This window comes from Saccharopolyspora antiqui, assembly GCF_052246905.1.
In the GTDB taxonomy this organism is placed as follows: Bacteria; Actinomycetota; Actinomycetes; order Mycobacteriales; family Pseudonocardiaceae; genus Saccharopolyspora.
Window position 1 is genome coordinate 24,756 of the sequence record NZ_JBQQBO010000013.1, and the last position, 18,590, is coordinate 43,345.

Annotated in this window: 15 protein-coding genes; 7 read left to right on the forward strand and 8 right to left on the reverse strand. The window is 69.5% G+C overall.

Features of this window, described 5'->3' with window-relative positions; all coding sequences use genetic code 11:
* Window positions 1-46: 46 nt before the first annotated feature.
* The 4 genes from ACTWQN_RS20730 to ssd form a co-directional block, all read right to left on the reverse strand.
* A complete protein-coding gene (locus ACTWQN_RS20730) occupies window positions 47-754 on the reverse strand; it encodes a type II secretion system F family protein (RefSeq protein WP_443205180.1) in 708 nt (235 codons plus the stop codon).
* Window positions 751-1,551: a type II secretion system F family protein gene (locus tag ACTWQN_RS20735; RefSeq protein WP_443205181.1), complete on the reverse strand. Its 801-nt coding sequence runs from the start codon at window positions 1,549-1,551 to the stop codon at window positions 751-753. The genes ACTWQN_RS20730 and ACTWQN_RS20735 overlap by 4 nt, the downstream gene beginning before the upstream one ends.
* On the reverse strand, window positions 1,545-2,714 hold the full coding sequence (locus tag ACTWQN_RS20740) for a TadA family conjugal transfer-associated ATPase (RefSeq protein ID WP_443205348.1): 1,170 nt from the start codon (window positions 2,712-2,714) through the stop codon (window positions 1,545-1,547). The genes ACTWQN_RS20735 and ACTWQN_RS20740 overlap by 7 nt, the downstream gene beginning before the upstream one ends.
* A 351-nt stretch (window positions 2,715-3,065) precedes the next feature.
* Window positions 3,066-4,172, reverse strand: a complete 1,107-nt coding sequence (ssd, locus tag ACTWQN_RS20745; RefSeq protein ID WP_443205182.1) for a septum site-determining protein Ssd — start codon at window positions 4,170-4,172, stop codon at window positions 3,066-3,068.
* Window positions 4,173-4,713: 541 nt separating this feature from the next.
* Between ssd and ACTWQN_RS20750 the strand changes: the two genes are divergently transcribed.
* The 4 genes from ACTWQN_RS20750 (at window position 4,714) to ACTWQN_RS20765 (ending at window position 11,014) form a co-directional block, all read left to right on the forward strand.
* Window positions 4,714-5,541 (forward strand): HAD-IB family hydrolase, encoded by an 828-nt coding sequence (locus ACTWQN_RS20750; protein ID WP_443205183.1) that lies wholly within the window; start codon window positions 4,714-4,716, stop codon window positions 5,539-5,541.
* A 661-nt stretch (window positions 5,542-6,202) separates the two neighbouring features.
* Window positions 6,203-7,987, forward strand: a complete 1,785-nt coding sequence (locus ACTWQN_RS20755; RefSeq protein WP_443205184.1) for a glycoside hydrolase family 3 protein — start codon at window positions 6,203-6,205, stop codon at window positions 7,985-7,987.
* Complete coding sequence (locus tag ACTWQN_RS20760; protein ID WP_443205185.1) at window positions 7,984-9,267, forward strand: exo-beta-N-acetylmuramidase NamZ family protein; 1,284 nt, start codon at window positions 7,984-7,986, stop codon at window positions 9,265-9,267. The genes ACTWQN_RS20755 and ACTWQN_RS20760 overlap by 4 nt, the downstream gene beginning before the upstream one ends.
* A gap of 10 nt (window positions 9,268-9,277) precedes the next feature.
* Complete coding sequence (locus ACTWQN_RS20765) at window positions 9,278-11,014, forward strand: serine hydrolase domain-containing protein (RefSeq protein ID WP_443205186.1); 1,737 nt, start codon at window positions 9,278-9,280, stop codon at window positions 11,012-11,014.
* 10 nt (window positions 11,015-11,024) lie between these two features.
* Here the strand turns inward: ACTWQN_RS20765 and ACTWQN_RS20770 are convergent, their stop codons facing one another.
* On the reverse strand, window positions 11,025-11,879 hold the full coding sequence (locus ACTWQN_RS20770; protein ID WP_443205187.1) for an MBL fold metallo-hydrolase: 855 nt from the start codon (window positions 11,877-11,879) through the stop codon (window positions 11,025-11,027).
* 214 nt (window positions 11,880-12,093) lie between these two features.
* On the opposite strand from ACTWQN_RS20770, the gene ACTWQN_RS20775 reads away from it, so the two are divergent.
* Window positions 12,094-12,486, forward strand: coding sequence for a PPOX class F420-dependent oxidoreductase (locus ACTWQN_RS20775; RefSeq protein ID WP_443205188.1), 393 nt, complete (start codon window positions 12,094-12,096; stop codon window positions 12,484-12,486).
* 327 nt (window positions 12,487-12,813) lie between these two features.
* Here the strand turns inward: ACTWQN_RS20775 and ACTWQN_RS20780 are convergent, their stop codons facing one another.
* Window positions 12,814-14,436, reverse strand: a complete 1,623-nt coding sequence (locus ACTWQN_RS20780; protein ID WP_443205189.1) for a purine-cytosine permease family protein — start codon at window positions 14,434-14,436, stop codon at window positions 12,814-12,816.
* A gap of 249 nt (window positions 14,437-14,685) precedes the next feature.
* Between ACTWQN_RS20780 and ACTWQN_RS20785 the strand changes: the two genes are divergently transcribed.
* On the forward strand, window positions 14,686-15,606 hold the full coding sequence (locus ACTWQN_RS20785) for a MurR/RpiR family transcriptional regulator (RefSeq protein ID WP_443205190.1): 921 nt from the start codon (window positions 14,686-14,688) through the stop codon (window positions 15,604-15,606).
* Window positions 15,607-15,664: 58 nt separating this feature from the next.
* Complete coding sequence (gene murQ, locus ACTWQN_RS20790; RefSeq protein ID WP_443205191.1) at window positions 15,665-16,579, forward strand: N-acetylmuramic acid 6-phosphate etherase; 915 nt, start codon at window positions 15,665-15,667, stop codon at window positions 16,577-16,579.
* 41 nt (window positions 16,580-16,620) lie between these two features.
* Here murQ and ACTWQN_RS20795 read toward each other — a convergent pair whose 3' ends face one another.
* The gene (locus ACTWQN_RS20795; RefSeq protein ID WP_443205192.1) at window positions 16,621-17,553 is read right to left on the reverse strand and encodes a nucleoside hydrolase; all 933 of its coding nucleotides are present in this window, start codon (window positions 17,551-17,553) and stop codon (window positions 16,621-16,623) included.
* Window positions 17,554-17,646: 93 nt separating this feature from the next.
* Window positions 17,647-18,387 (reverse strand): Fic family protein, encoded by a 741-nt coding sequence (locus ACTWQN_RS20800; RefSeq protein WP_443205193.1) that lies wholly within the window; start codon window positions 18,385-18,387, stop codon window positions 17,647-17,649.
* Window positions 18,388-18,590: the final 203 nt, after the last annotated feature.

Below are 18,590 nucleotides of genomic sequence, written 5' to 3' on the forward strand. Positions count from 1 at the left end.
TCAAAAGGCGGACGGCTCAACATCGAGTCCACAATGGATCTTCGAATCACCAGGGCACCGCGAGGCGGTGCACCATGCCGACCACCACGGGGAGCACCCCGAGACACAGGAACGCGGGCAGGAAGCACAGCCCCAACGGCGCCGAAATCCACACCGTCGCGCGCTGGGCGCGCGCCTGGGCCTGTTCGGCGACCGTGGCCCGCGCGTGGCTGGCGATTTCGCCAGCCACGTCCGCCAAGCCACTGCCGGTGCGAGCGGTTCGACGAGCCGCCCGTGCGAGTTCCGCGGTGTCCGGGTTGCGCAGCGCCGGTTCCCAGCTCGTCATGGCGTCCGCGCCCAACGCGAGGTGGTCGGCTACCTCGCGCAGTGCTCGGTGCGCCGCACCGGTGAGCTCGTCGGCCACCGCCCGCACGACGACCGGGACCGGCAGTCCGGCCCGCATTCCGGCGGCCAGCAGGTCCCAGCCAGCCGCCAACACCAGCGGATCCGCTCGGTCACGTCTTCGCCTGGCTCGTGCGGCCCATCGGCGCGTCGCGAACGCGGCGGCCACGCCGATCGAGATTCCGCCGACCAGCCCGAACACCTGCGCCGCAACCGCACCCGCCGCCAGTGGCAGCAGCCAGACCACAATGGACGGTGGCCGTGACCTCCGAACCGGTGGGCTCGGGCCCAGCGCCCGCAACCTCGCCCGTGCCGAACCCGCCGGGACGAGCAGCAGCCCCGCTGCGACGAGTACCAGGGCAGCTTCGATCACGGCAGCACCACCGCCCTGGTCAGGCGCAACGTCCAGCCGACCCCGGCGCACAGCAGGCCCACCCCGACCAGCAGAAGCAGCTGACCGAGCAGTCCGGAGGTCAGCACCGCGACCGGGGCTGATCCGACGGCTTCGCCGAAGAGCAACCCGAAAAGCGGCAGCCCGGTGAGCACCGCGGCCGTCGACCTCGGACCCGCCATCTTCGCTTCGACGTCCCGCCGGAACGCGGTACGCCGCTCGACGTCGCGGCGCACCGCGTCGAGCAGGTCGGCCAGTGCGACGCCGTGCCGCTCGGCCAGCGCCCAGGCTCTGGCCATCCGGCCCAGCGGTCCGCGGAGTTCGGCGATCTTGTCGTGCGCTCCGAGAACCGTTGCGACATCGCCGCCGAACCGAACCGTGGCGGCCATGTCCCGGAAAACGCCGCCGACCGTGGCACCGGACTCAGCAGCGGCCCCCTCGGCCGCGGCGGCCGGATGGGCACCGGCGCGCAACTGCCCCACCAGCAGCCGCAGACCAGCGGTCAGTTCGTCGGCCCGGTTCAGCTGATGCCGCCAATCCTGCTGGGCGCGCCAGTACTTCACGGCGAGCAGCGAAAGCGCTGCTGCCGCGCACAGACCCGCAGGGCCAGCGAAGAGGAAACCCGCGAGGGCGATCGCCGGAATCACCAGCAGTCGCGCGGTGCGGCGGAGCGCGCGTCGCGGAACGTGCGCGGGCGTGGCGAAGAGCCGATCTCGTACCCGGATCTCCGGCCAGCACAGCACCGCCGCGGCAAGCACCACCAGCGAGGAGTTCAGCACGGCAAGGCACCTCCTCGGGCTGCCAGCTGTGCTGCCAGCTCGTCGCGCCCAGGCCCCCAGCCGCCGTCGGACTGCCAAGCCGGGCGCACCCGAACCCGGTCGCCGTCGCGGCACAGCACGCCGATACCGGCGAGATGGCGACCCTTCCGAGCACTCCTGCGCACGTGCAGCACCACCTGGACGGCCGCCGCCAACTGGCTGTGCAGGGCGGCTCTCGGCAGACCCGCGAGCGCGGCCAGCGCCTCCATCCGGGCAGGCACCTCTTGCGGCGAGTTGGCGTGCAGCGTGCCGCCGCCCCCGTCGTGGCCGGTGTTCATCGCAGCGAGCAGTTGCCGGACCTCGCCGCCACGAACCTCGCCGACGATGAGTCGGTCGGGGCGCATCCGCAGGGCCTGCCGGACCAGGTCGTGGACCTGGATCTCCCCGGCTCCCTCGACGTTCGGTGGCCGGGTGAGCAGCCGGACGACGTGCGGGTGCCGCGGGTAGAGCTCGGCGGCCTCCTCGACGCACACGATGCGCTCGGACTCCGCGACTTCACCCAACATCGCCGCCAACAACGTCGTCTTTCCGCTGGCAGTGCCCCCTACCACCAGGAACGCCAGCCTGGCGGTCACGATCTCGCGCAGCACGGCCGCGGTCGGCCCGTCGAAGGCACCCGACTGCTGCAACGCGTCGAGGCCGTGTGCGGCTGGGCGGAGCACCCGCAGCGAGATGCAGGTGCCCTCGCCCGCGACCGGTGGCAGCACGGCGTGCAGCCGCACCGGTCCGGATGCGCTCTCCTGCGGCAGCCAGGCGTCGACCCACGGCTGGGCGTCGTCCAGCCGTCGGCCGCTGGCCATCGCCAGCCGTTGCGCGAGCCGGCGCACCGCGTCCTCGTCCGGGAAGCGCGCCGCCGCCCGCTGGAGCCCGTCGCCCCGGTCGACCCACACCTTGTTCGGCGTGGTGACCAGCACGTCGCAGACCGACGGATCGCGCAGCAGCGGCTCCAGCACTCCGGCGCCGCGGAATTCCTGCTGCACGAGGCGAAGCGCGGCCAACACATCGGCGTCGGCGAGCAGTCCGCCCGACTCCTCTCGCACCGCGGAGGCGACGGCGGCCGAGGTCAACGCGGCACCGCTGCCGACCAAGCGGTTGCGCACCCGTTCGAGCAACTCGCCGTCCACGCCATCCACCGCAGTGGACTCCGATGCCGCATTGGCGATCCGATCGATTTCCAAGACATGACTCGTGGACATGACTCACTCACCTTCATTCCGTGGAAGCGTCGAAAAGCGATTTCAAATGCTGGCGCGAACACCAGCCGATCCGAGCTCGGCGTTGTTGGTTGAAACCGCAGTGGAGGTGAAATTCCTCGCGTCAACGCCACTTCAAAATCAAGGACAGCAACACGATCTTCCGGACACCTTCGACCAACTGACGACCGGACCGCGCAGCTGGATCCCGTCGTCGAGATCCCCACGGGAAGTCAACGCGTCACGAGCTGGTACCGCGGAGAATCGCGCCCGGTGTGTCGGTCAACAACCGGCTAAGGCACTCGACACTGTGGACGGTTCGGCCCGGGCGAGCTCGGTCAGGACTTCCTGTGCGGCCCTGACCACCGGACCTCGACGAGTCGGGCCAGCCGTCGCGAAGCCGCCCCGGTCCAGGGCCGCCGACAGGCGTGGTTGCGCCCGCATGACCGTCAGGACCTCCGCGCCCACCGCCCGCGCCACGTCGGCCGCGCGCAGGCCGCCCGGCGCGGGGCCTCGCACCACCAGCCGAACCGGCCCGGCCACCTGTTCCCGGATGCTCGCCACCACCCGAGCCGCCGCCGCGCAAGCGCGCACCTCGGCTGGCACGACGACCACCGCCAGGTCCGCCTGGCGCAGCCCGGCAGCCGCGGCTTCGGGCAGCGTGCGCGGCAGGTCGCACACCACCGTGTCACCGGCTCGACGGCCCGCGCCGAGCACGGCTCGCACGGCCTCCGGGGTCAGCCCGGTCGACGGGCCGTCGCGGTCGCAGGACAGCACGGTGGTCGCGCCGGAGCCGATTCGGCGCTTCGGCAGCGCCTCGTGCAACGCGCTCGCCGCGAGTCGGCCCGCGTTGACCGCCAATCCCGACCAGCGCAATCCGTCGGCCGCCTCCGCACCCACCGCGAGGTCCACCCCGCCGCCCAGCGGGTCGCAGTCGACCAGCAGCGACCGCTCACCGCCGCGCGCGGCGGCCACGGCCGTCGCGGTGGCCAACACCGATGCCCCTGCCCCGCCGCAACCGCCCAGCACCGCGAGCACCCGACCGTCCTGCGCCGGGGCGTCGGCCGCATCGGCCAGCAGCTCGATGAGGGTGGCCTCGTCAGCGGGCAGCTCCAGCACGTGCTCGGCGCCGATCTCGAAGGCAGCGCGCCAAAGATCCGAGTTCGGCGCTCGGCACAACACGACGACACCGGGTCTTCGCGGCAGGCAGTCGGCTGCACCGGCCGCTGCGGCTGCGTCGTCCAGCAGCACCAGCGGCGCGGTGCGCCACGCCGAGGCCGCTGGACTCGGGGCGTGTTCCAGTTCGCCGCCAGCCGCCGCGGCGAGCCGCGAAATCTCTTCTGCCAGCGCGGAATCCCGCGCGACGAGCAGTGGACGTGCGCCGATCATGATATTTTCTCCGGTTCGGCCGGTTGATGCGCCTGAGCGAAAGGCCGGGGAATGGCCGCTCGTTAACACCGTGACCGGATGATCGGCCGTTGCCAACGCGGTTTTCCAAATCTGTGGACAAACCTCTGTCCTGTGGATAACTCGCACTCCCCCGGAAGTGCTACTTCCGCACCGCAGGAAACGGAAAGAATTCACATTCGACCCGAGCCGGACCGCAGAAATGGGACGACCCCCGCCAGGGGGGAGGAGCGGGGGTCGTCGATTAGTTCAGCTCCGGGGGGTCGAGCTGAACTTGCCCGGCAGCACCGGACGTTCTTCAACTGTATCCCGCAGATCCCCTCCAACGCCCCCCGTCCATTTGAGGGAATGTTCTTGCTCTGAGTGCGCATCCAACTGGCCAGTAGCCGACATTCGAGTCAAGAAAAACATCCCGCCAGTTCCAATCGCCGGACTAGACCACACGCAGTGTGAAAAGTCCGAATCGAAAACCCGCGGCAATGCGCCTCCGCGATCCACTGCGGCCAGCTCGTATGCTGTGCGCGTGACTGAGCCCGCGAACCCAACGGCCCCCACCGAACACCGGGTGGCCGCGTTCTTCGACCTGGACAAGACCGTCATCGCCAAGTCGAGCACGCTCGCCTTCAGTCGACCGTTCTTCCAGGAAGGACTGATCAACCGGCGGGCCGTGCTGAAGAGCGCCTACGCCCAGTTCGTGTTCATGCTCGCCGGTGCCGACGCCGACCAGATGGACCGGATGCGGGCGCACATCACCTCGCTGTGCACCGGCTGGGACGTCGAGCAGGTGAACGCGATCGTCGAGGAAACCCTGCACGACATCGTCGATCCGCTGGTGTACAAGGAAGCCACCCAGCTCATCTCGGAACACCAGGAACAGGGCCACGACATCATCGTGCTGTCCGCATCCGGGGAAGAAGTGGTCGCCCCGATCGCGAAGCTGCTCGGTGCCACGCACTGGTCCGGCACCCGGATGGTCGTGGTCGACGGCCGCTACACCGGCGAGGTCGATTTCTACTGCTCCGCGGAGAACAAGGCGACCGCCGCCCGCGAACTCGCCGACAAGTACGGCTACGACCTCGTCGAAAGCCACGCCTACTCGGACTCCATCACCGATCTGCCGCTGCTGGAGAGCGTCGGACATCCGACCGTGGTCAACCCGGATCGCGGGCTGCGCAAGGAAGCCGTGCAGCGCGGCTGGCCATCGCTGGCCTTCGAGCACCCGGTGTCGCTGCGGGCCCGCATCCCCACCCCGTCCCGAGCCGCGGTGACCGCGGCGGGCGTCGGAATGGGTGCGGTGGCCGCGGCCGGGGCGGCGTGGTGGGGCTTGCGCGCCTGGCGCCGCCGCCGCTGACAGCGCGTGCGTTTCCGCGCCGCATTCGGCGTGCGGTCGACGCCTGCCGCGCACCCGAGCACCCCTACCTACAGCACCCGGCCGAACCCTTGCAGTGACGCGCGTCACCGACTACAAATGGAGGTGCGGACCCTGGTTGGCCAGGGACGTTACAGAGGAGAAGTGGCGTCCACCCCGATCAGACTCCGCGCGCGGGACTCAGAGCACCCACGCGTTGCCGCACACAAGGCTCGTCGTTCCACGGGGTTGCGTACCGGGACGCCGGACGCCTAGCCCGAAGTTACGACAAGAAGTGCACGCCTGGTAACCCGAGCACTCGCGCAGAGGGGCGGCGCCCGTCGATCGCGGCCCGCCGCCGCATGTCCGGGTTCGAAGACCGCGATCTGCCGGGCCGAAGGCGGCACTCGGCTTGCACCGCAGCGGATCCGCAAGCGGTCGGAGGAAACCCGATGTTGGGCATTCCGCAGCGGGCCCGCGAAGCATCCCGCGCCCGCATCGCATTCGCCCGCATCCCGTTCGAAGGGGCATTTGTCAGAACTGTCTGCGCCCACGCCGATGCACAGCGTTGACCTGCGGGCGGTGGCGTGAGTAACTTCCGAAATCGACCGATTTCGTGGTGAACACTTTCCACCGGCGAAGTCCGCTCCGCAGGGAGGCCAACGTGAAGACCCGAGCGCGTCGCGGCGTTGTCGCGCTGAGCGCAATCGCCATCGGCGCCGCGACCCTTACCGTCACCGGCGGTGCCGCTGCTCCGCAACAACGCCTGTCGCCCGAGGAACTCCTCCAGCAGATGACGCTGGAGGAGAAGGTGGGCCAGCTGTTCGTGACCTACGCCTACGGACGCACGGCCGACACCGCGCACCCCGAGAACATGGCGGAGTTCGGCGTCGACACCCCGGCGCAGGTGGTGCAGAAGTACCACCTGGGCGGCATCATCCACTTCGCCTGGACCGACAGCCTCTACGACCCGAAGCAGATCGCCGAGCTGTCCAACGGTCTGCAGAACGCCGCGGTGTCCTCCGGCGCGAAGGTGCCGCTGCTGATCTCCACCGACCAGGAGCAGGGCCAGGTCACCCGCATCCCGGAGCCCGCCACCCAGTTCCCCGGCAACATGGCGCTCGGCGCCGGTCGCAGCGTCGACGACGCGGGCCGCGCGGCCGCGATCACCGGGCAGGAACTGCGGGCGATGGGGTTGAACCAGAACTTCGCACCGAGCGGGGACGTCAACGTCAACCCGGCGAACCCGGTGATCGGGGTCCGGTCTTTCTCCTCCGACCCGGCGCTGGCCGCGCAGCTCACCGCCGCGCAGGTGCGCGGCTACGAGGACTCGGCGCCGCCGGGGGAAACGGTGTCGGCGGCGGTCAAGCACTTCCCCGGCCACGGCGACACCAACCAGGACAGCCACAGCTCCCTGCCGGTGATCGAGCACGACCGGCAGCAGTGGGAGCAGCTGGACGCACCGCCGTTCCGGGAGGCCATCGCCGCCGGGGCCGACATGGTGATGAGCGCGCACATCGTGGTGCCGAAGCTCGACGACTCCGGTGAACCGTCGACGCTGTCGCCAGGCGTGCTCACCGGGATGCTGCGCGGCGAACTCGGCTACCGGGGTGTGATCATCACCGACTCGCTGCAGATGGACGGGGTGCGGGAGAAGCACCCCGACGCCGAAATCCCGGTTCTGGCGCTGAAGGCGGGGGCCGACATGCTGTTGATGCCGTTCAACGTGCAGGTCGCCATCGACGGGGTGCTGGGCGCGGTGCGCACCGGCCAGCTGTCCGAGCAGCGCATCGACGAGAGCGTGGCGCGCATCCTGGCGTTGAAGTCCGCTCGCGGAGTGCTGGACAACCCGTTCGTCGACGTGTCCAAAGTGGACCAGGTCGTCGGGTCGCCGGAGCACCTGGCAGCGGCGCAGGAGATCACCGATCGCACCACGACCCTGCTGCGCAACGACGGAATGCTGCCGCTCGAACCGCCGGGGACGATGTTCGTGACCGGGGCCGGTGACAAGGCGACCGCCGCGTTGGCGGAGCGGATCAGAGTGCGCGGGCCGCAGGCGTCGGCGTTGGTGACCGGCCTGCAGCCGACGCCGGAGCAGATCAACCAGGCCGCCGAGGAGGCCAAGCGCCACGACGTCACGGTGGTGCTGACCAACGCCGCGTGGAGTGCGACCAACGCGACGCAGCTCGACCTGGTCCGCGCCTTGCAGCAGACCGGGAAACCGGTGGTCGCGGTCGCGGTCCGCGACCCGTACGACGCGGCCTACGTCGACTTGCCCGCCTGGGTCGCCACCTACTCGGACAAGGCGGTGGCGATGGAGTCGCTGGCGAAGGTGCTCTTCGGCGAGATCACCCCGGTCGGCAAGCTGCCGGTCCCGGTGCCCGATCCGAACCAGCCCGGCGTCGACAAGTACCCGTTCGGCCACGGCTTGGGCTGGTCGGGATCGTGAGCGACGAAGCGGGCGCCAACCCGGCGAAGCACGCACGACTCACGCGGCGCGGCTTGCTGACCGCTGCGGCGCTGTCGGTGCCCGCTGCGGGCCTCGCGGCCAGTGCCGCCTGCGCCGCCGCGCCGTCCACCACCACCGGCTCCGGTGTCCGGACCGGGGCCGACGCGCTCGCCGCGCGGAACTGGGAGGACGTCACCGGCCGTCGGGTCGCGGTGCTGACCAACCCGACCGGCGTGCTGGCGTCGCTGGAGCACGTCGTGGACGCCATGCACGCCAGCGGCGCGGTCAACATCGTCGCGGTTTTCGGGCCGGAGCACGGGTTTCGCGGCACGTCCCAGGCAGGTGGTTCGGAGGGCGACTACCGCGATCCGCGCACCGGCCTGCCGGTGTACGACGCCTACGGCGCCGATGCGGCGAAGCTGGCCGAGATGTTCCGCAAGGCAGGCGTCGAGCAGGTCGTGTTCGACATCGCCGACGTGGGCGCCCGCTTCTACACCTACATCTGGGCGATGTACACCGCGATGCAGGCCGCGCACCAGACCGGGGCGGCGTTCCTGGTGCTGGACCGGCCCAACCCGATCGGCGCCCAGGTGGCCGGTCCGCGGCTGGATCCGCGGTTCGCCTCCGGGGTCGGGCTGCTGCCGATCGCGCAGCAGCACGGCATGACCGTCGGCGAGCTGGCGCGGATGTTCGACCGCGAGTACCTGCCGAGCCCGTTGTCGCAGCTAGACGTGGTTCGCATCGAAGGCTGGCAGGGGCGCGGCACGGACACCGGGCTGCCGTGGGTCCCGCCCAGCCCGAACATGCCGACACCGGACACCGCCGTGCTCTACCCCGGAACCGGGCTGTTCGAGGGCACCGTGCTCTCCGAGGGCCGAGGCACCACCAGACCGTTCGAGATCATCGGCGCGCCCGGCATCGACTGGCGGTGGGCGGAGCACCTCAACACCGCCGGGCTCGACGGCCTCCGGTTCCGCGAAACGTACTTCGTGCCGACGTTTTCCAAGCACGCCAACGCGACATGTGGTGGAGTGCAGATCTACCGGTCCGGCGAGATCGACGCGATCCGCGCCGCCGTCACCATGATCGTCACGGCGCGGCGGCTGTATCCGCAGGTCTTCGGCTGGCGGCCGGACAACATGATCGACAAGTTGTCGGGTTCGGACCGGTTGCGCACGATGGTCGATGCGGGGGCCGATGTGCCGGAGATCGTCGACGCATGGCAGGACGAGGCCGCCGACTTCCGGCGACAACGCGAACCGTATCTGCTGTACCGGTGAGGAGGACGCGATGGGCAAGACGATTCTGTTGACGGCTGCGCTGCTGTCGGTCACCACGCTGGCGGGCTCGGCTACGGCGGCACCCGGCCACGTGCACGGCCACTTCGACCGCCCGCAGCAGGAATTCGCGCCCGCCAGCACCCGGTTGCACGACGGCACACCGGAAGAAGCCGGTCTCGATCCAGCTCCGATCGACGCGGCGTTGCGGCAAGTCGCGGCCTGGACCAGCAAGACGCCCGACCTGGCACATCCGATGTACGCGGGCGCGGTGAGCCTGCTGGTGCACGATGGCGTCGTGGTGCGCCGCGAGGCGGTGGGCCAAGAACTGCGCTACGCCGACCGCCAGGGCACCGAACTGCCCCCTGACCAGCAGGAACCGATGCGGCCCGACACGATCTTCGATGCCGCCTCGCTCAGCAAGCTGTTCACCTCGATCGCGGTGCTGCAGGCGATCGACGACGGCCAGGTGCGGTTGGACGCGCCGGTGGCCGAGTACTTGCCGGAGTTCGGCGTCAACGGCAAGCAGTCGATCACCGTGCAGCAGCTGCTCACCCACACCTCGGGTCTGCAGGCCGAGGTGAAGCTGTGGAAGCTGCCGCCGGAGCAGCGGATTCCGGCGGTCATGCAGTTGACGCCCGAATTCCCGCCGGGCACCCACTACACCTACGCCGACCCGAACATGATCACGCTCGGTCTGCTGGTCCAGCGGGTCACCGGCGCACCGCTGGACCAGGTGGTGGCGAGACAGATCACCGAGCCGCTCGGGATGTCCGACACCGGCTACAACCCGCCCGCCGAGGAGCTGCACCGCATCGCGGCGACGGAGGACGAGGTCGATCCGCCGCGCGGCATGCTGCGCGGGCAGGTGCACGACGAGAACGCGTGGGCGCTGGGCGGAGTCGCCGGGCAGGCCGGGATCTTCACCACCGCCGACGACCTGGCGGTGCTGGGGCAGACGCTGCTCAACGGCGGCACCTACGGCGGCCACCGCATCCTGTCCGAGCACAGCGTCGAGGAGATGCTGACCAATTTCAACACCGCTTTTCCCGGCCACGCGCACGGCTTGGGCTTCGAACTCGACCAGCGCTGGTACATGGCCGGGCTCAGCGGGCCGCACACCGCGGGCCACACCGGTTTCACCGGGACGTCGCTGGTGATCGATCCGGCATCGCGGTCGGTGGTCATCCTGCTCACCAACCGCGTGCACCCGTCGCGGGACTGGGGGTCGAACAACCTCGCCCGGCAGGCGCTGGCGCAGGGGTTGGCGGAGGCCATGGCCGTGCAGCCCGCTCGGGGTTCGCAATCCTGGTTCGCCGAGGGGCCGGCAACGTTGACCACCGATCCGCTCGGGCCGGTCAGCGGTGAGATGCAGGTGTCGTTCAACGCTTTCGTGGACACCCAACGCGATCCCGACGGCGCCGACTCGCTGTCCGTGGAGTCCAGTGTGGACGGCGTCGACTGGCGGCCGGTCACGTTGCAGGCGTCCGGCCCCGGTGCGCCCGACGGACCGCAGGGTGCACTGGCCGGGGCAGGTCACCGCAGTTGGTGGAAGGTGCGCGGCACGGTGGATGCGGCCGCCGGGCAGCAGGTGCGGCTGCGGTGGCGCTACGCGCTGGACGACCAGTACGCCGGGCGCGGGGTGAACGTGGACGGCATCCTCGTCGCCGACCGCAACGCGACGCTGCTGGACGGCGAACTCGAAGCCGACCGCCTGCACCCCGAAGGCTGGGTCGCCACCAGCCGCTGACCGGTCGGTGTTACGGCAGCGGTGCCCAGCTGGCGGTGTCGCCGGAGTCGGCGACGACGCGGCCGAACTGGACATCGGCGAGGTGGACGCCGAAGCCGATCGTGTTCGGTTCCCGGAGTTCGCGCACCAGGTCCAGCCTGGAGCGGATCGCCTGCTCGCGGTCGGTGTCGATGCACACCGGCCAGGTCGGGTTGCCGACCTGCACCGCGCTGTGCAGCGCGTCGCCGATGACGATCAACCGCCGGTCGCCCGAGGTGATCGTGTACGAGGCGTGTCCGGGCGTGTGGCCGAAGGAGTACCGCACCCGCACGCCGGGGAAGACTTCCTGTCCATCGTGGACGGTTTCGACCTGTGCGCTCAACCGCGCCAGCATCTCGTCCGTGACGTCGGGAGCGTGCTCGGCGCGGCGCGCCCACTCCTGCTCGGAGACCAGCAACCGGGCCGCCGGGAAGGCACCTTGCCGCGCCCAGCCGATGTGGTCGGTGTGCAGGTGGGTGATCGCGACGGCCTCGATCTCGTCGGGCTCGCGCCCCAGCTTCGCCAGGTTGTCCGGCAGTTCGCCCCCGTTGATGGCACCGATGAGCGGGTTCTGCGGATCGTCCGGAGCAGCCGACGGCCCGAAGCCCGCATCGATCAACATCGCCCGCGAGCCCTGCTCGACGAGCAACCCGCCGATGCTGGCGACGAGGTACCCGGCCTCGCCGAGGTGCCGCGCGTGCGCACGCCAATCGTCGTCGGTCGTCTTCGGGTACCAACCACGCGGTTTGAGCCCCACCGCCCCGTCCGGGACGTAGCTGATCCGCAGGTCGCCGAGGTCGAGCGAACGGATTCCGGCCGCCGTGTTCCAGCGCTGGTCATCACTCATGATGAGTAACTTACAGATTGAATTATTAAAGGTGCAATAGTTCTAGGTCGTCGGACTTGTTCGCGCGGGCAGGAGCCCGCGAGGTGTCCGATCGGGGCACGCCATCGACGAACCCTTGACAGGCCCCCAACCGGGGAGCCGCTCGACTCGCGGGACGACGCGGCGGCGGGCAGTGTCGGGCCGGATGGAGCTGAAACCGTTGGAGGGAGTCGAAGTGTCGGCGATTCCGCAGGACCGCGAGGACATCCTCAGCAAGCGCGTCTTCGCCCACGTGGCCACCATCGGGCCGCACGGCGAGCCCCAGTCCAGTCCGGTGTGGATCGACTGGGACGGGCACTACCTGAAGTTCAGCCAGACCAGGACCCGGCAGAAGTACCGGAACCTGCGGCGCGAGCCGCGCATCTCGATCTCCGCGCACGACCCCGACCAGCCCTATCGCTACGTGGAGGTGCGCGGCAGGGTCGCGAAGATCGAGGACGATGCGAACAACGCGTTCATCAACAAGATGGCGAAGAAGTACCTCGACGAGGACGAGTACCCGTGGGCGCGGCCCGACGAGCAACGCGTGATCATCTACATCGAGCCCGAACACGCCACAACGCAGTGAACTCACGATCAGGTGAGCGGTGAAGGGCACCTTCGACCGAGTAAGAGCTCGCGCGGATTGGGCGTAGCGGGGGTGGTCGTCAGGCGAGCGGCGTCAGCCGCTTCCCACCACCCTCGCAACTCGCACCGCCGCGGGTTCTCGGGCGGTGCCATGCGGGGACACCCCACACCCCGAGCTATCCCGCGAGGACAGCCCCGACGCTGTGTATCGGACATACATGAGTCGGGGATCCCGGAGACGAGAAGGCCTCTGAGGTTCCGCTACCCGCACCGCAACGCAAACCAACCCGCACACTCTCCAAGCCGGTCAAAGGTGCCCTTCGCTTGGTTACGTCGCTGGGAGGACGTGGGTGCCGGTGCGGTCTGTGGTGAGGCAGAGGGAGCAGATGAGCGTGTCCGGGACCGCGGAGGCCAGGACGTCCGGGCGTTCGAAGTTCTGGTGGCAGACGTCGCAGGGGTAGGTGGTGTCGACCGGGGTGCCTTCGGCGTCGAAGCGCGGTTCGGCGATGCCGTCGTCGGTGCGCCGCAGGTAGTAGCGGCCCCGGGTGACCACCGCCATCAGCGGCGTCAGCACCAGGGCGATGACCACCGCCGCGATCGGCGAGTACGGCTGGATCGCCGCGCCGAAGGCGCCGAAGTACATCGCGATCGAGATGATCGCCGAGGCCAGGAACGCCACCACGCCGACCGGGTTCACCGCGTACAGCATGCCGCGGCGGAACTCCGGCTCCTTCGGCGACAGCTTCAGCACGTACTTGTTGATCATGATGTCGGTGGCCACCGTGACCACCCACGCGATCGCGCAGTTGGCGTAGAAGCTGAGCACCGAGTTCAGGAAGGCGAACATGTTCGCCTCCATCAGGATCAGCGCCACCAGCAGGTTGAGCAGCACGAACACGATCCGGCCCGGATAGCGCTTGGTGATCCGGCTGAAGGAGTTGGTCCAGGTCAACGAGCCGGAGTAGGCGTTGGTGACGTTGATCTTCACCTGGCTGAGCACCACCAGCACCACGGCCAGCGGGATCGCCAGCCAGGCCGGCATGAACAGGTCGTAGATGCCCATGAACTGCTGGACCGGTTCGGTGGCCGCCGCACCAGCCACGCCCATGATGAAGAACGCCAGGAACGCGCCGGTGGCCTGCTTGACCGCGCCGAAGACCACCCAGCCCGGACCGGCCACCAGCATCGAAGCCCACCAGGACCGCTTGTTCGCCGCCGTGCGCGGCGGCATGAACCGCAGGTAATCGATCTGCTCACCGATCTGCGCCATCAGCGACAGCGCAACCCCGGCGCCGAGCATCACCGACGCGGCGTTGAGCCCACCGCCATCCGATCCGGCGAACGCCAGCCACGAGCTCACCGAGCCGGGATCGACGATCACCAGGTACCCGATCGGGCCGACCATCAGCAGCAGCCACAGCGGCGTGGTCCACACCTGGAGCTTGCTCAGCGCCTTCATGCCGTAGATGACCAGCGGCACCACGATCAGCGTCGTGATCAGGTAGCCCAGCCACAGCGGCACCCCGAGCCCGACCTTCAGGCCCTGCGCCATGATCGCGCCTTCGGTGGCGAAGAAGATGAAGGTGAAGCTGCCGAAGATCACGCTGGTCAGCACCGAGCCGTAGTAGCCGAACCCGGAGCCTCGGGTGATCAGGTCGAGGTCGATGTTGTAGCGCGCACCGTAGTAGGCCAGCGGCACCCCGGTGACGAAGATGATCACTGCCGCGACCAGGATCGCCACCAGGGCGTTCATCGTGCCGTAGCTCAAACCGATGCCTGCGCCGATGGAGAAGTCGGCGAGGTAGGCGATGCCGCCCAACGCCGTCGTCGCCACCACACTTGGCTTCCAGCGCCGATAGCTGCGCGGCGCGAAGCGGAGGGTGTAGTCCTCCAGCGTCTCCCGCACCGCCTGGTCCTTCGGCGGATCCGTTTGCGTTGTCCCGACTGCCATCCGCTGCCTCCTCCCGAACACGCGTGCGGACGGCAGTGTTGGTCACGGATGTTTCCGGCAGAAACAGCGGACGTTTCCGGCGCATGACACCGGGTATGAAATGCATCGACGCACTACCTGATGGCCAATTACCCCTTTCGGAGTAGTTGGGTTGGGATGCAACCTGGGTATGAAGTTGCCCCGTCTAACCGAAGGAAACCCGGAAGAGGCCCATTGACCTGCGCAAGCAATGGTTAGTAAGTTTCCCACATGGCCACTGACGACACGTTCCACGAATCGGGCGAGGCGAGCCCGCTCGTCAAGATTCGTTCCCTGCTGCCCGGCCTCGCCCGAGCGGAGCAACGCGTGGCCAACATCGTGCTCGCCGAACCCGCCTCGATCGCCCGGCGCAGCATCACCGAGGTGGCTGAGGCCGCCGGCACCAGCGAGACGACCGTCACCCGGTTCTGCAAGGCGATCGGCGTCGGCGGTTATCCGGACCTGCGCATCGCCCTGGCCGCCGACACCGCCCGCACCTCCACCCGCGATCGCGAACTGGGCAGCGACATCGCCCCCGACGACGACATCGGGCAGATCATCGAGAAGATCGGCTACGCCGACGCCAAGGCCGTCGAGGAAACCGCGGACCAGCTGGACCCGGTGGTCCTGCAGCGGCTCGTCGACGACGTGGCCCAAGCCCGCCGCATCGACGTCTACGGCGTCGGCGCCAGCGCGTTCGTCGCACTCGACCTGCAGCAGAAGCTGCACCGCATCGGCCTGACCTGCTTCGCCTGGTCCGACACGCACAACGCGCTGACCTCAGCCGCGGTGCTGCGCGAGGGCGACGTGGCCATCGGCATCTCGCACACCGGCGCCACCGCTGAGACCGTCGAGGCGCTGCGCGAGGCGCGTCGACGCGGTGCCACCACGGCCGCGCTGACGAACTTCGCGCGTTCTCCGATCACCGAGGTCGCCAATCACGTGCTGACCACCGCGGTGCGCGAGACCACCTACCGCTCCGGCGCCATGGCCAGCCGCATCGGCCAGCTCACCGTGATCGACTGCCTGTTCATCGGTGTCGCGCAACGCCACCTGGAACAGGCCAAGTCGGCGTTGGAGGCCACCTACGAAGCGGTGGGCGGCCACCGGCTCGGCAGCCGACCGGACCGCCGGCGGCAGAAGGAGACGTGATGCGCGACCGCTACCGGCACGCCGACCAGATTTCCCCGCAACAGCAGCAGGAGGCGTGATGAGCCGGGATCGCGCGGTGCGCGTGGACGCTCCAACCGAACGCAACAACCCCAGGACCAGGGACATCGACCTGCTGCCGACCCTGGACATCCTGCACGTCCTCAACAGCGAGGACCGGACCGTGCCGGTGGCGGTCGGCCGGGTGCTGCCGGAACTGGCCCAAGCCGTGGACATGGCCGTCGCATCGCTGCGCGCCGGTGGGCGGGTGCACTACGTCGGTGCGGGTACCTCCGGGCGGCTCGCGGTGTTGGACGCCGCCGAGCTGATCCCGACCTTCAACGTGCCGCCGGACTGGATCATCGCGCACCAGGCGGGTGGGACCGACGCGTTCCAGCACGCCGTGGAGAACGCCGAGGACGACGTCGAATCCGGTGCCGCCACGATCCGCGCGGCCGCCACCGGTCTGGACTTCGTGCTCGGGCTGGCCGCCTCCGGGCGCACCCCGTACGTGCTGGCCGCGTTGGACGCCGCGCGGCAGCTCGGGGCGAGCACCGGCCTGGTGACGTCCAACCCCGATGTCGTGGACACCCCGGCCGATGTGGTGATCGCGGTCGACACCGGACCGGAACCGATCAGCGGTTCGACCCGGATGAAGGCGGGCACCGCGCAGAAGCTGGTGCTCACCTCGTTCTCCACCGCGGTGATGATCCGGATGGGGCGGACCTACTCGAACCTGATGGTCAGCATGCTCGCCACCAACGCGAAGCTGCGCGGTCGCACCATCGGCATCCTGCAGGAGGCGACCAGCGCCCCGGCGGACACCTGCGCGGCGGCGCTGACCGCGGCCGACGGTGATCTCAAGACCGCGTTGGTGCACCTGCTGACCGGTGTCGACGTGGAGCAGGCGGCGGCGGCTCTGGCGGTCTCCGACGGCCACGTCCGCGATGCCCTGCACACCCTCGCGAAGCGATAGCGCCTCGCGGGGGCGGGGCACCCGCGAGGCGCTGAGCCCGATCAGTCCGGGAGGCGGTCGGCCACGTTGCGGAGGGCGCCTGTCATCAGGGTCCAGAAGCGATCCACGTCGAGAGTGGTGGCCACGTCGGCGTTGTGCTGGTCGGCCGGGGCTCGGAAGTCGGTGACCGTCATGCCGGAGGTGAACCGGCCCTGCGTTTCGACGTCGACGCGGGCTGACACCGTCTGGATCAGGCTCGGGTCGATCACGTAGGCGATCGCGCAGGCGTCGTGGATCGCCGGGCCCTCGTCGCGGTAGCTGATGTGCTGGCCGTAGAAGTCCAGGCACGGCGTGACCAGTTCGGTCTCCAGTCGGCCGAGGTCGGCGAACCGCTCCCGCACCGTCGCGTTCGCCCGTGCCTGGTGGGTCAGGTCCAGCCCGACCATGACCGTCCGCCATGGCGCGCCGAACGCCACCGCCGCCGCCTCCGGGTCGGCGATGATGTTGAACTCGGCGGCCGGATTCCTGTTGCCCCGGGTGTAGGAACCGCCCATGATGACGAATTCCGCCGCCCACTCGGTGATCCGCGGTTCCTTGCGCAACGCGAGCGCGATGTTGGTCAGCGGTCCGATCGCGATCAGGCTGATCTCGCCGGGTGCGGCGGCCAGGGTGTCGATGATGAAGTCGACCGCGTGCTGGTCGCTGAGCTTCGATTTCGGCTCGGGCAGCAGCACGTCGCCGAGGCCGGTGTTGCCATGCACGTCCCCAGCCGTCAACGGCTCGCGCACCAGCGGCCGACCCGCGCCGCGCGCGATCGGGACGTCCATGCCGTAGAAGTCGTGCAGCCGCAGGGCGTTGTCGGTGGTGTGCTCCAGCTCGACGTTGCCCCCGACGGTCGTCACGCCGACGACCTCCAGCTCCGGATTCCCGTGCGCCAACGCCAAAGCGAGCGCGTCATCAATTCCGGGATCACAGTCGATCAGAACTTTCTTCACCGCACCCAACCCCTTTTTCACTGAGACCATTCTCCGGGATCATTCTCGGACAGTTAACAAATCGAGCTGCGCCCAGCAGAGCACGCGTCAGCTCTACTGGACCGCGTCGGCGATGGACCCCGCCTCCCGCGCTCCGATTTCCAGGCTTTTGCAGCAGTACACGATCCAGGCCGCGACCTGGTCGGGATCTCCGGTGGCGAAGCCGAGGGCCAGCTCGGCGTACTCCTCCTGCCGTCGGAAGTAGGCGACCTCCGGCACCACCAGCCCCTTGGGGTCCAATCCGCTGCCAATCACGCTCAGCCGCGCCGCGGCCCGCGCGATCACCCCGTCGGCGGTGCCGAAGGGCTGCAACGCGAGGAGTTCACCGTGCACGACCGCGGCCAGCACCGGGCCGGGCGCCGGGTCCTCGCGATCGGTGATGAGCTCGGCGAGCAGGTCGAGCCGCTCGGCGATCACCGGGTCGGCCTGCGGGCGCCCGAGCTGCTGCGGATCGTCGACCAGGTCGGCCGCCGCGAGCACGTGCATCCGGGCCAGCGCCTGTCGCGGCGCGCGCTGCCAGGTGGGCAGCAGTGCGCCCATCGCCTCGGCGATCCGCAGCGATCCGGCCAGCAACGGGTCGGTGACGTCACCTGATTCCGGGATCTCGGCCGCACCACCGGCGACGGCCGCCGACGCGCGGGCGGCGCGCACCGATGCTTCCGCCGCCGTGGCGGCCCAGCCGCGCCGGTTCGCCGGGTGCCGGTGCACCTCGTCGATGGCCGCGCGGGCCGCGGTCACGGCGTCGGCGACGCCTTCCAACTCCAGCAGCGGCGCCAGCGAGGGCTTGTCGTCCACGCCCGACGACGCTACCGGCCGGTCTTCCCCCCGCCGCCTGCCTGGGCTGCGACATGTGACACAGTGACCGCGCTGCGGCCCTGCCCAGCGCGGCAATTTCGAACCGTATGCCGGATTGGTCTAAACCATTTGATCGAACCCTCTGTTGCCGTGAGCCCAATCGCACTACGGTTCGCAATGAAGCCCTTATCACCGGCGCCAGG